This is a genomic window from Pseudokineococcus sp. 1T1Z-3, assembly GCF_037482365.1.
In the GTDB taxonomy this organism is placed as follows: Bacteria; Actinomycetota; Actinomycetes; order Actinomycetales; family Quadrisphaeraceae; genus Pseudokineococcus.
This window is the reverse complement of the sequence record NZ_JBBHZF010000026.1, coordinates 372,012-384,445: the sequence shown is the minus strand read 5'-3', so window position 1 is coordinate 384,445 and position 12,434 is coordinate 372,012. Positions and strand designations below refer to the sequence as shown.

The following is a 12,434-nucleotide window of genomic DNA, read 5'->3' as shown; positions in this document are numbered from 1 at the left end:
CTCGCCCCGGCGTCAGCCGCGGTCGGGTGGGTCGTCCCCGGCGGCCGACGACGGCCGGGCCTGGTGCTGGTGGACCTGGTCCTGGTGGGCCTGGTGCTGGTGGGCCTGGTGCTGGTGGGCCTGGCGCTGGTGGGCCTGGGCGCCGGCGCGCTCCCCCGCCTCGGCGGCCTCCTCGGGGTCGGCCCCGGCGTCGAGCGCCTCGACCTCCGCCGCGGCGGCCGCCGTCTGCGGCCGCGGCTCACGCAGCGCGCTCGCCTCCCGGCCCGGGTGGCGCAGCGAGCTGACGAGCAGCAGCACGACGGCGACGAGCCCCACGACCACGGAGGTCCACACGTTGAGCCGCAGCCCGCCGACCACGACGGCCTCGTCGATGCGGAAGGTCTCGATGACGCCGCGACCCAGCACGTACAGCAGGACGTAGGTCATGAAGACCCGGCCGTGGCCCAGCCGCAGGACCCGCTCCAGCACGAGCAGGACGCCGAGCGCGACGAGGCACCACAGCGACTCGTAGAGGAAGGTCGGGTGGAAGGTCTCGACGTCCGCGTAGCCGGCAGGGCGGTTCTCCGGCGAGATCTCCAGGCCCCACGGCAGGTCGGTGGGCCGGCCGAACAGCTCCTGGTTGAAGTAGTTGCCGAACCGCCCGATGGCCTGGGCCAGCAGCAGCCCGGGCGCCAGGGCGTCCGCGACGACACCGACCCGCAGCCCGAGCTGGCGGATCGGCACGAGGGCGCCGAGGAAGCCGCCGGCGACGGCACCCCAGATGCCCAGGCCGCCGTTCCAGACGTAGAGCGCGCTCAGCAGGTCGCCGTCCTCGCCGAAGTAGGCCGCCGGCGAGGACAGCACGTGGTAGATGCGGGCGCCGACGATCCCGGCGAGGACCGCCCAGACCGCGATGTCGACGGCCGCACCGGGAGGGGCGCCGCGGGCCCGCAGCCGCCGCTCGCCGACGAGGACGCCGGCGACGACGCCGAGGATGATGGCGATCGCGTAGGCCCGGACCGGCACCGGCCCCAGGTACCAGACGCCGGTCGGCGGGCTGGGGATCGAGGCGAGCACCGGCGCCAGGGCGCCCTGGAGGGCGGCGGCGGGTGCCGCGAGCAGGCCGCTCACCCGCGCAACCCCGCCGCCAGCTCGGCGGCGAGCGCCCCGACGGCCGGGACGCCGCCGTCGCCGAGGGCCCGCACGAGCGCGGAGCCGACGATGACGCCGTCGGCGTAGCCGGCGACCTCGGCGGCCTGCGCGGCGGTCGAGACGCCGAGGCCGACGCACACCCGCTGCGCCCCCGCCGCACGGGTGTCGGCGACGAGCCGGGCGGCAGCGCCGCCGACCGCGGACCGCACGCCGGTGACACCCATCGTCGAGGCGGCGTAGACGAAGCCCCGGCAGGAGGCGGCCGTGCTGGCCAGCCGCGCAGGCGTCGAGGAGGGCGCGACGAGGAAGACCCGGTCGAGGTCGTGGCCGGTCGCGGCCTCGACCCACTCGGCGCCCTCGTCGGGGATGAGGTCCGGCGTGATCATCCCGGCGCCGCCGGCCGCGGCGAGGTCGCGGGCCCAGGCGTCCACCCCGTAGCGGTCGACGGGGTTCCAGTAGGTCATGACGAGCACGGCGGCGCCGGACCCGGCGACCTGCTCGACGGCGGCCAGCACGTCGCGCGGCCGCGTGCCGCCCGCCAGCGCCGCCTCCGCGGCGGCCTGGATGACCGGCCCGTCCATGACGGGGTCGGAGTACGGCAGCCCGAGCTCGACGACGTCGACGCCCTCGGCGACCATCGCCCGGGCCGCCCGCACCGAGGTGGCGAGGTCGGGGTAGCCGACGGGCAGGTACCCGACGAGGCCGGCGCCGCCGCGGGCGCGGGCGGCGTCCAGCGCGGCGGCGGTGCGGCTGGTGCCCGCAGCCCCGCCCGCCGCCGGTGCGGCGGCTGCGGTGGGCTCGCCCGTGGACGTGGGCGCGCTCACGCGTCGCCCCGGTCGTCCCGCGAGCCCGGGCCAGAGGCGGGCACGCCCTCCTGGGCCGGTCCGGCGCCGGCGGGCGCGACGACGTCGGGGCCGTCGTGGACGCCCTCGTCGGCGCGGTCGGTGCGCACGTCCTGCGCCGCCACCAGGTCGGACTCGCTGACGAGCTCGAACCAGCGGGCGGCCGTGTCGACGTCCTTGTCCCCCCGCCCGGACAGGCTGACCAGGACGACGCCGTCGGGGCCGAGCCGCCGTCCCTCCTCCAGGGCGCCGGCCAGGGCGTGGGCGCTCTCGATCGCCGGGATGATGCCCTCGGTGCGGCACAGCAGGCGCATGGCCTGCATCGCCTCGTCGTCGGTGACGGGCCGGTACCGCGCCCGCCCGGTCTCGGCGAGCCAGGCGTGCTCGGGGCCCACGGAGGGGTAGTCCAGACCCGCGGAGATCGAGTGCGACTCGACGGTCTGGCCGTCCTCGTCCTGCATGACGTAGGAGCGGGTGCCCTGCAGCACGCCGGTCAGCCCGCCCGCGATGGCCGCGGCGTGCCGGCCCGTCTCGACGCCGTCGCCGCCGGCCTCCAGGCCGAGCAGCGTGACGTCCTCGTCGTCGAGGAAGGCGTGGAAGATGCCCATGGCGTTGGAGCCGCCGCCGACGCACGCGGCGACGACGTCGGGCAGCCGGCCGACCCGCTCGAGCACCTGGGCGCGAGCCTCGGTGCCGATGACGCGGTGCAGCTCACGCACCATCGTCGGGAAGGGGTGGGGGCCGGCGACGGTGCCGAGCAGGTAATGGGTGTCGTCGACGTTCGCGACCCAGTCACGCATGGCCTCGTTGATGGCGTCCTTGAGCGTGCGCGAGCCCGTCGTCACGGGGACCACCTCGGCGCCCAGCAGCCGCATCCGAGCCACGTTGAGCGCCTGGCGGCGGGTGTCCTCCTCGCCCATGTAGACGACGCACTCCAGGTCCATCAGCGCCGCGGCCGTGGCGGTCGCGACGCCGTGCTGGCCGGCGCCCGTCTCGGCGATGACGCGGCGCTTGCCCATGCGCCGGGTCAGCAGCGCCTGCCCGAGGCAGTTGTTGATCTTGTGGGAGCCGGTGTGGTTGAGGTCCTCGCGCTTGAGCAGGACGGTCGCGCCGCCGGCGTGGGCGCCGAAGCGTGGAGCCTCGGTGAGGACGCTGGGGCGGCCGGTGTAGGTGGCGTGCAGCTCGTCGAGCTCGGCGCGGAAGGCCGGGTCGGCCCAGGCGGCGGCGAAGGCGGCGTCGAGCTCGTCGAGCGCCGCCACGAGCGCCTCGGGCACGAAACGGCCGCCGAAGCGCCCGAAGTAGGGGCCGCTGGCGGCCGACCACGCACCGCCGCCGGGCCGGCCGGAGGTGGGCGGCGCCGGCACCGTGGCGGCGTCGCTGCGGGAGGGCGTCTGCGTGCTCATGCGCGTCCTGCTCGGGTGGAGGGGTGGTTGCCGGCGGCGACGAGGTCGGCCACGGCCGAGCGCGGGTCCCCGCCGGTGACGAGGGCCTCGCCGACGAGGACGGCGTCCGCGCCCGCGCGGGCGTAGTCGAACACGTCGTGCGAGCCGCGGACGCCGGACTCTGCGACGACGACGACGCCGGGCGGGATGGCCGGGCGGACGGCGGCGAAGGTCGCCCGGTCGACCTGCAGCGTCTTGAGGTCGCGGGCGTTGACCCCGATGACACGGGCGCCGGCGTCGACGGCGCGGGCGACCTCCTCGACGTCGTGCACCTCGACGAGCGCCGTCATCCCGAGGGAGTGCGTCCTCTCGACGAGGGACACGAGCGCCGGCTGCTCGAGGGCCGCCACGATGAGCAGGACGACGTCGGCGCCGTGGGCGCGCGCCTCCAGCAGCTGGTAGGAGGTGGTGAGGAAGTCCTTGCGCAGGACGGGGACGTCGACGGTGCGACGCACGGCGTCCAGGTCCTCCAGGCTGCCGCCGAAGCGGCGGCGCTCGGTGAGGACGCTGATGACGGCGGCGCCACCGGCCTCGTAGTCGCGGGCCAGCCCGGCCGGGTCGCCGATGGCGGCCAGGGCGCCCTTGCTCGGGGAGGAGCGCTTGACCTCGGCGACGACCTTCACCGAGCCACGGCCCTCGACGCCGTCGACCCGGCGCAGGCGCTCGACGGCGTCGAGCGCCGCGGGGGCACGGGCGGCGCGCTCCTTCAGCTCGTCCAGGCTGGTGCGCTGCTGGCGCACCGCGAGGTCGGCGGCGACGCCGGCGAGGATGTCCTCGAGCACGCTCACGTCCTCGGCGCTCCCTCCGGGCGGCGGTGGGCGGGCCGGTGCAGGTCCGCTCGGCGGTCGGCGACGACTGTAGTGCGTGCCGCGCGGCGCCCCGGACGGCCCCGGCCCGGCGCCGCGACCGGGCCGCTCCCCGGCGCAAGGGTGCCCGGCGGCTACGGTCGTGGCCGTCGGCCCGTGCGGCCGTGCCGTCGCCGCCCGGCGACGTCGAGGTCAGGTCCGCCGCCGAGGTCACGCCCCGGGGCGGGCGTCGAGGTCTTGGAGGCCCACCGTGAGCACCCCCGGCGACCAGCCCGAGCCCCGGCCCGAGGGCACCGGCGACGACGCGGCGAGCCCGTCGCGCGGGTACGGCGAGCCGCCCGCGGCCGGCTACGGCGTCCCCGCCGACCGGCCCCGGGACGGTGGCGCCGAGGCCGTCCGCTACGGGGGCGACGCGTCGCCGTCCGGCCCGGCGGGCGGCGGGAGCACGGGCGGCGAGGTCAAGAACGGCGTGGGCGTCGGCGCGCTCGTCGTCGGCATCGTCGCGGTGCTGCTCGCCTGCACCAGCGTCCCCGGCATCCTCCTCGGCGTCGTCGCGCTGGTGCTGGGCGTCGTCGGCCGCAAGCGCGTGGCGCGCGGTGACGCGACGAACAAGGGCGTCGCGACGACGGGTCTGGCCCTCGGCATCGCCGGCATCGTCCTGGGGCTCGTCTTCCTCGTCGTCCTGGTGGCCTTCACCTCCTTGCTCGTGCCCTTCTTCGGCGAGGCCTTCGCCGCGTGCGAGGGCCTCGAGGCCGCCGAGCTCGACGCCTGCCTCGAGGACCAGGCAGAGCAGGCCTTCGGCTGACCGGGTCGGTGGGCTGCGCGGCCCCCCGAGGCCGCGCAGCCTGACGGCCCGGAGGCGAGCGACCGGAGATCGGGGCCTCGCGGCCCGTCGCGCGTGCCGGGCCGGGTCCTCGTCGGGTCGGACCACTGGTGAGGCCGGGTCGCCCGCCACGCCGGGACGCCGTCAGGGCCGCAGCCACTCCAGGCCCGGCACCCACCGCAGCACGGTGAACGTGACGAGGCTCGCGGCGAGCAGGACGGCGTGGCGACCCGTGACGGCGTCGACCAGGCGCAGCGGACGTCGTCGGATCGCCGCGGCCGTCCAGGTGGCCCAGACGGCGACGGCACCGACGAGCAGGACGACGACGAGGGCGTTGCTGACGAGGGCGGCGGCGACCTGCCCGCTGACGAGGTCGTGGACCGCCCGCAGGCCGCCGCACCCGGGGCACGGCAGGCCCGTGACCAGGAGGAAGGGGCACGTGACCCAGCTGCCGGGCACGTGCGGGTCGCGCAGGGCCACGCTCCCCACCGCCGCCGCCCCGAGGGCGCCCAGCAGCGTGGGGGGCCAGCGGGCGGGGACCCGTGCGTGCGACCGGGCAGGACCCGGCGTCCCCCTGCTCGCGGGGCCCAGCGCCTGCCGAGGACTCAGCGGCTGCCGAGGACTCAGCGGCTGCCGAGGACTCAGCGGGTGCCGGGGTCGGTGGCCGTGCCGGCGTCGGGCCCGGAGCCGCCGGCACGCGCACCGGGCTTCTGCTCGCCCCGGCCGTCGATGTCGTGCGGCTCGTCGGAGGGGTGGTCGGAGGACTGCTCGACCTTGACGGCGCCGCGCCCCATGGCCGAGAGCACGCGCCCGACGAGGGGACCGACGAGCGCGAAGACGGCCATCCCCACCCAGAAGACCCACCAGACGAGGAAGACGACGCCGAGGCTGGCCACGAGGGCGCCGACGAGGCAGATGGTGACCGCCGTCCACGCGGCGACGCTGTGGCCGTGGTCCTCGGTGTGCGGCGGGAGGACGGGGCCGCGCTGCTGCCCGGCGTCCCGCTCGGTGCTCTCGACCCGCTCCTGCTGCGCCATGGGTGTCCTCTCCTCCGAGCCGGCTCGCCGCGGACCGCCTGGCCGGCGGGGTGCGTCGGCGATCATCATGCCGCACCGTGTCGCCGGGGCCACCGAGGGCGCGCGCGGGCGTCGCCCCCGGCCACGCCTCGGCCGCGGGGAGCAGCGCTACCGGCGCGGGTCGACCACGACGACCCCAGCGGTCGACCGTCGCGGGAGGTCGACGAGCGCCCGGCCGGCCGCCTCCAGCCCGACGACCTCGCCGACGAGGTCGGCCGGGCGCAGCGCGCCGGTGGCGACGAGGTCGAGCAGCCCCGGGTAGTCGGCGGCGGCCATGCCGTGGCTGCCGAGCACGTCGAGCTCGTGGCTGATGACGCGTTCCATCGGCACGGCCGGGCGGCCGGAGCCGTCGGGCCCGGGCGGCAGCAGCCCGACCTGCACCAGGCGCCCGCGCCGCCGCAGCGACCAGAGCCCCCTCGACAGCGTCTCGGGGGAGCCGAGCGCCTCGACGGCGACCGCGGCGCCGCCCCCGGTCGCCGCGAGCACCTCGGCGACCACCTCGTCGCCCTCGTCGACCGCCCGAGGTGCGTCCACGCCGTGGCCCGCTGCCGCGGTGGCCCTCACTGTCACGTCGGCCCCGAGCTCGCGGGCCCGGAGCAGCGCCGCCGGCGACACGTCGACGGCGACGACCACTCCCGCGCCGAGCGCCCGCGCGAGCATCACGGCGGACAGCCCCACCCCGCCGCAGCCGAGGACGACGGCGGGCTCGCCCGGCCGCAGCCGTGCCCGCCCCACGAGCGCCCGGTAGGCGGTCGCCGTCCGGCACCCGAGCGCCGCGGCGGCGGCGTCCTCGGGGCCGCCGTCCTCGACCGGCGGCAGCGCGACGAGGTTGGCGTCGGCGTGGTGCAGCGCCACGAGCTCGGCGAGGGAGCCGTCGTCGGTGAAGCCCGGCTGGCGCTGGTGCGGGCACACCTGCGGGTCCCCGGCGCGGCACGTGGGGCACCGGCCGCAGCCGCAGACGAACGGCGTCGTCACGCGGTCCCCCACCCGCCACCGGCTGACCTCGGGTCCGACGCGCTCGATCACACCGGCCATCTCGTGGCCGAGCACCTGCGGCACGACGACGTCGGGGTCGTGCCCGGCGTAGGCGTGCCAGTCGCTGCGGCACAGCCCGCTCGCCGCGACCCGCAGCACCACGCCGTCCGCCGGCGGAGCCGGGTCGGGAACCTGCTCGACGAGCGGCTCCACGCCGAAGCGGCGCAGCACGAGGGCCCTCACGCCCGCGACGCTACGAGCCGCCAGGGCCGGCCGTGCCCGGAGGGTCACCCGCCCGCCAGGATGAGGTCGTGGTGGACGACGACGAGCGCCGACGCACCCCGTGGTGGCAGAGCCGCGCCCAGACACCGCGGGGGTCGGCGCGCGCGGCGGCCTGGAGGTGCGTGATGGCGGTCCTCTTCATGGGGGGCGTCGCCCTGCCCCAGCTCGTGCGCGGCGACCTCGCCGGCTGGCTGGTCGTCGCCCTCGTCGTCGCGTCCGCGGGATGGGTGGTCCTCGGCGCCCGGGCCGTCGCGGGCGCCGTCGCCCAGCGGCGCGAGGTGGCCTCCGCCGGCTGAGGACGACCGCCTGGACCTCTGGCCGACGACCGCGGGGTCCAGGACGGCGTGGACCCGGCTGCCGTGCCCGCTGCGCCCCAGGCCCCCTGCCGGTCGACGTCCCCGGCGTCCACAGGCGTCGACCCGTCACCCGACGCCCGGGCTCCCTGGGGACGACGACGCCGCCGTCGCAGGTCGCCCGTAGCGTCCCCGTCGTGGACACCGCACCGGGCACGACCTCCCTGGGCACGACCTCCCCGACGCCGACCTCAGGCACCTCCGCCGTCGGCGGCACCGCGCAGGCCGCGGCGCAGGTGCTGCGCCGGCTCGTCGGCCGCGAGGACGCGGTCCTGCGCGACGGGCAGGGCGAGGCCGTCGAGGCGCTCGTCGACCGCCAGGCGCGGGCGCTCGTCGTGCAGCGCACGGGGTGGGGCAAGTCCGCGGTGTACTTCGTCGCCACCGCGCTGATGCGGGCCCGCGGCGCCGGCCCGACGCTCCTGGTCTCCCCACTGCTGGCGCTCATGCGCGACCAGGTCGCCGCCGCCGCGCGGGCGGGCGTGCGGGCGGTCGAGATCTCCTCCGCGACGGCGCACGAGAACGACCAGGCGCTGGCCGCGCTGGCCGCCGACGAGGTCGACGTCCTGCTCATCTCCCCCGAGCGGCTCGTCAACCCGCAGTTCGCCGCCGACGTGCTGCCCGACCTGCTGGCCCGCACCGGGCTGCTCGTCGTCGACGAGGCGCACTGCATCTCCGACTGGGGCCACGACTTCCGTCCCGACTACCGGCGCATCCGCGACCTGCTCGGGCGCCTGCCCGCGAGCACGCCCGTCCTCGCGACGACGGCGACGGCGAACGCGCGCGTCGTCGCCGACGTCGCCGAGCAGCTCTCGGCACCGCCACCGGGCTCGGCCGACCCGGTCGAGGTGCTCACCGTGCGCGGACCGCTCGCGCGCGACTCGCTCCGCCTCGGCGTGCTCGACCTGCCCGACGACGCCGCCCGGCTGGCGTGGCTCTCGGCGCACCTGCCCGCCCTGCCCGGCTCGGGCATCGTCTACACGCTCACGGTGGCGGCGGCCGAGGACACCGCCTCGGCCCTGCGCGCGGCCGGGCACGAGGTGCTCGCCTACACCGGCCGCACCGACGACGCCGACCGCCGCGAGGCCGAGAGCGCGCTGCGGGAGAACCGGGTCAAGGCGCTCGTGGCCACCTCGGCGCTCGGCATGGGCTTCGACAAGCCCGACCTGGGCTTCGTGGCGCACCTGGGGGCGCCGTCGTCACCGGTCAGCTACTACCAGCAGGTCGGGCGGGCCGGGCGCGCCGTCGAGCGGGCCGACGTCCTGCTGCTGCCGGGGCGCGAGGACAGGGCGGTGTGGGCCTACTTCGCCACCGCGAGCATGCCCCGCGAGGAGGACGCCGCCGCCGTGCTCGACGCCCTCGCGAGCGCCCCGAGGCCGATGAGCGCGGCGGCGCTGGAGGCCGTCGCCGACGTGCGGCGCACCCGGCTGGAGCTGCTGCTCAAGGTGCTCGCGGTCGACGGTGCCGTCGAGCGCGTCCGTGGGGGGTGGACGGCGACCGGCCGCCCCTGGGACTACGACGGCGAGCGCTACGCGCAGGTCGCGGCGACGCGCACGGCCGAGCAGGCGGCGATGGTCGCCTACGAGCGCACCGACGGCTGCCGCATGGCCTTCCTGCAGGCTGCGCTCGACGACGACACCGCCGCGCCGTGCGGTCGCTGCGACCGGTGCGCCGGGCCGTGGTACCCGGTCGACCTGCCCGACGACGCCCGGGCCGCGGCCTCGGCGGCGCTGCGGCGCGCCGGGACGGTCGTGGAGGCCCGGGCGCAGTGGCCGACGGGCGCCGACCGCCTCGGGGTGCCGGTCCGGGGGCGGATCGCGGCCGACGAGCAGGTCGGCACGGGCCGGGCGCTGGCGCGCACCAGCGACCTCGGCATGGGCCCACGGCTGCGCGACCTGCTCGGCGACGTCTCCGGGGACCGCGAGCGGGCCCGCGACGTCCCCGTCCCCTCCGACGTGCTGCGCGCCGTCGTCCCCGTGCTGGCCGCGTGGGACTGGGAGCGGCGGCCCGTGGCGGTCGCGTCGGTGCCCTCGCGGACCCGGCCGACGCTCGTGGACAGCCTCGCCCGCGGCATCGCCGAGATCGGCCGGCTGCCCTACCTGGGGGCGCTGCCCCTCGTCGAGGACCACCCCCCGGCGCGGGCGGGCTCGGGCAACAGCGCCTTCCGGCTGGCGGGCGTGTGGGGTGCCTTCGGGGCGGCCGACGCCCTCGTCGCCCCGCTGGGCGGCGGGGACGGACCCGTGCTGCTGGTGGACGACGTCGTGGACACCCGCTGGACGATGACCGTCGCGGGCCGCCAGCTGCGCCGCGCCGGGGTGCAGGTGCTGCCCTTCGCGCTCGCGGTCGCCGGGTAGCGGGGGCGACGGCCCCTCCGCCGCCCCGCCCTGGTCCTGGCCTGCCCGGGCCTTGCTCCTGGCCTCCCCGGGGACGGCTACGGGCCCGGGGGCAGGACCCACCGCAACGGGCTGGAGTGCCACGAGGTGCCGGCGGAGAGCATCACGCGCCCGGCGACGTACCGGTCCAGCGACCACTCCAGCGGACGACCCGTCGCGTCGCGGGACAGCCGGCGGTGCACGAGCAGCGGCGTGCCGGCCTCCACGCCGAGCACCTCCGCGTCCTCCTGCCGGGCCGCCTCGGCCCCGAAGAGGTGCTCGGCGTGGCTGAACCGGACACCGTGCTGCTCCTCCAGCAGCGCGGTGACGGACGGCGCGTCGTCCCCCAGCGCGGCGACGAGCTCTCCGAGCCAGTCGACGTAGCGGGAGCGCTCCAGCATCACCCGCTCGCCGTCCAGGGTGCGCAGCCGGGTGACCTCCAGGACGCGGCTGCCGTCGTCGACGGCGAGGAGGTCGACGTCGGCGTCCGAGGCGATGTGCCACCTCTTCGCGACCAGGTGGCCCCCCGGGCGCAGCCCGTGCTGCCAGGCCCACTGGGCGAGGCTGCGGAACTGCCCGAACGAGCCGGGCGGCTGCGGTGGGCGGACGACCGTCTTCGGCCGGCCCCGCACCCCGTCGACGGTCCCCTCGACGACGAGCTGGCGGAGCGCGACGCGGACGGTGCCCACGGACACCCCGAAGCGCTCCGCCAGCTCGCGCTCGGTCGGCAGCGACGCCCCGACCGCCCACACGCCGGCGACGATCTCCGAGCGCACCGCGTCGGCGATGACGGCGAACGCAGGCTCAGCCACCCCGGCTCCCCTCTCCCTGAGTCCTCGGCACGGCCCGCCCCGGCCTCCGCCCCGGCCTCCGCCCGCAGACCCGAGGCCAGCACCACCGCGGGAGGACTCTCCCCCAACCACGGGCCGAGGAGGTGAGCGGGGGCGCCGCGACCACGGGTGCCGGGCGCCGTCATCAGATGTTCACCGAGAAGTTCCGGCCGCGGGCCCCGCCGGACCAGGTCACTAGTGATCCTTGGCGCAGCACGTCCGCCTCACTAGCGAACCTCCTCCCGAAGGGCCTCCTGATGACCGTCACCGCTCGGCGCCTGCTGGTCGGCTCCGCCACCGTCCTCCTGCTCGCCACCACCGCCTGCGGCGCCGGCGGCGCGCCGGCCGCCGACGAGCGCTGGCGGACCGCGACCAGCGCGCAGGACGGCGGGGGGATGGAGCAGCTGGTGGCCGACGCGCAGGCGGAGGGGACCTTCAACGCCATGGGCCTCTACGACGACTGGGCCAACTACGGCGGCGTCCTGGCGACCTTCTCGGAGAAGTACGGCATCGAGGTCGTCAACGACACCTCCACCGGATCCAGCCAGGACCTCGTCAACGCCGTGATCAACCGGCAGGGCCAGGCCGACTCGCTGGACTACCTGGACACGGGGCTCAGCTTCGCCGAGGAGGCCTCGCAGGACGGCCTCCTCGCGCGGTACAGCCCCGAGACCGTCGACGACGTCCCCGAGGAGTTCCGCTCCCCCGACGGGACGTGGATCAACCACCTCGGCGGCACCATGGCCATCGGGTGCGACGCCTCGCGCGTGCAGGTCTGCCCGCAGACCTTCGCCGACCTGCTCGACCCCCGCTACGCCGGCCAGGTGGCCATCCCGGGCGACCCGACGGTCAGCGAGACCTCCTTCATGGTGGTCATGGCCGCCGCGCTGGCCTCGGGCGGCGGCTTCGACGACATCGGCCCCGGCGTCGACTTCTTCCGCCAGCTGAACCAGGTCGGCAACTTCCTGCCCGTGGAGGCCAACGCCGGCACCATCGAGACCGGGGAGACCCCGGTCGTCATCAACTGGGACTACCTCCTGCAGCCGATCGCCGACGACCTCGCCGCCTCCGGCACCGACCTGCAGATCACCCTGCCCGCGGACGGCCGGGTCTCCTCCTTCTACGCCGCCTCGATCAACGCGGACGCCCCGCACCCGGCCGTGGCCCGCCTGTTCATGGAGTTCCTCTTCTCCGACGAGGGCCAGAACCTCCTCCTCGAGGGCTACGTGCTCCCGATCCGTCTCGACACGATGGTCGAGGAGGGCACGGTCGACCAGGACGCCCTCGCCGCCCTGCCCAACGCGGAGGGCGTCATCGCCCCGTCCCCGTCGCTGGCCCAGCGCGCCGCCGCGCAGGAGGAGCTGTCCACCACCTGGGTGGAGGCCATCCAGTGACGGGAGCCACCACGGTGGCGCTCCCCGAGGACGTCGACGGCGCCGCTCCGCCGGGCCCTGGCCGTAGACGGGGCAGGGGCTCGGGCAGGCGGGCGGGACCGGCGGCTGCCC

Annotated in this window: 12 protein-coding genes; 4 read left to right on the top strand and 8 right to left on the bottom strand. The window is 77.1% G+C overall.

Annotated features, from left to right (window positions below; genetic code table 11):
• Window positions 1-12 precede the first annotated feature (12 nt).
• The 4 genes from lgt to trpC form a co-directional block, all read right to left on the bottom strand.
• Entirely contained in the window at window positions 13-1,110 is a 1,098-nt protein-coding gene (gene lgt, locus WDV86_RS13905; RefSeq protein WP_339568229.1) for a prolipoprotein diacylglyceryl transferase, read from the bottom strand.
• Window positions 1,107-1,865: a tryptophan synthase subunit alpha gene (gene trpA / locus WDV86_RS13900; protein WP_445263095.1), complete on the bottom strand. Its 759-nt coding sequence runs from the start codon at window positions 1,863-1,865 to the stop codon at window positions 1,107-1,109. Before trpA ends, lgt begins: the two co-directional genes overlap by 4 nt.
• Window positions 1,866-1,951: 86 nt before the next feature.
• A complete protein-coding gene (gene trpB / locus WDV86_RS13895; protein ID WP_445263066.1) occupies window positions 1,952-3,376 on the bottom strand; it encodes a tryptophan synthase subunit beta in 1,425 nt (474 codons plus the stop codon).
• Window positions 3,373-4,203 (bottom strand): indole-3-glycerol phosphate synthase TrpC, encoded by an 831-nt coding sequence (gene trpC, locus WDV86_RS13890; RefSeq protein ID WP_445263065.1) that lies wholly within the window; start codon window positions 4,201-4,203, stop codon window positions 3,373-3,375. Before trpC ends, trpB begins: the two co-directional genes overlap by 4 nt.
• 268 nt (window positions 4,204-4,471) lie before the next feature.
• Here trpC and WDV86_RS13885 point away from each other — a divergent pair, with 268 nt between their 5' ends.
• Entirely contained in the window at window positions 4,472-5,026 is a 555-nt protein-coding gene (locus WDV86_RS13885) for a DUF4190 domain-containing protein (protein ID WP_339568226.1), read from the top strand.
• Between the two features lie 162 nt (window positions 5,027-5,188).
• Here WDV86_RS13885 and WDV86_RS13880 read toward each other — a convergent pair whose 3' ends face one another.
• The 3 genes from WDV86_RS13880 to WDV86_RS13870 form a co-directional block, all read right to left on the bottom strand.
• Window positions 5,189-5,524, bottom strand: a complete 336-nt coding sequence (locus WDV86_RS13880) for a DUF2752 domain-containing protein (protein ID WP_339568225.1) — start codon at window positions 5,522-5,524, stop codon at window positions 5,189-5,191.
• A gap of 161 nt (window positions 5,525-5,685) precedes the next feature.
• Window positions 5,686-6,081, bottom strand: coding sequence for an HGxxPAAW family protein (locus WDV86_RS13875; RefSeq protein ID WP_339568224.1), 396 nt, complete (start codon window positions 6,079-6,081; stop codon window positions 5,686-5,688).
• Window positions 6,082-6,228: 147 nt separating this feature from the next.
• The gene (locus WDV86_RS13870; protein ID WP_339568223.1) at window positions 6,229-7,338 is read right to left on the bottom strand and encodes an alcohol dehydrogenase catalytic domain-containing protein; all 1,110 of its coding nucleotides are present in this window, start codon (window positions 7,336-7,338) and stop codon (window positions 6,229-6,231) included.
• A gap of 164 nt (window positions 7,339-7,502) precedes the next feature.
• Between WDV86_RS13870 and WDV86_RS13865 the strand changes: the two genes are divergently transcribed.
• Together WDV86_RS13865 and WDV86_RS13860 are read left to right on the top strand one after the other, a co-directional pair.
• Window positions 7,503-7,673, top strand: coding sequence for a hypothetical protein (locus WDV86_RS13865; protein WP_339568222.1), 171 nt, complete (start codon window positions 7,503-7,505; stop codon window positions 7,671-7,673).
• A gap of 221 nt (window positions 7,674-7,894) precedes the next feature.
• Entirely contained in the window at window positions 7,895-10,081 is a 2,187-nt protein-coding gene (locus tag WDV86_RS13860) for a RecQ family ATP-dependent DNA helicase (protein WP_445263094.1), read from the top strand.
• A 77-nt stretch (window positions 10,082-10,158) separates the two neighbouring features.
• Here WDV86_RS13860 and WDV86_RS13855 read toward each other — a convergent pair whose 3' ends face one another.
• Window positions 10,159-10,911, bottom strand: a complete 753-nt coding sequence (locus tag WDV86_RS13855; RefSeq protein ID WP_339568220.1) for a GntR family transcriptional regulator — start codon at window positions 10,909-10,911, stop codon at window positions 10,159-10,161.
• A 122-nt stretch (window positions 10,912-11,033) separates the two neighbouring features.
• Here WDV86_RS13855 and WDV86_RS13850 point away from each other — a divergent pair, with 122 nt between their 5' ends.
• Window positions 11,034-12,323, top strand: a complete 1,290-nt coding sequence (locus tag WDV86_RS13850; protein ID WP_339568219.1) for an ABC transporter substrate-binding protein — start codon at window positions 11,034-11,036, stop codon at window positions 12,321-12,323.
• Window positions 12,324-12,434 lie beyond the last annotated feature (111 nt).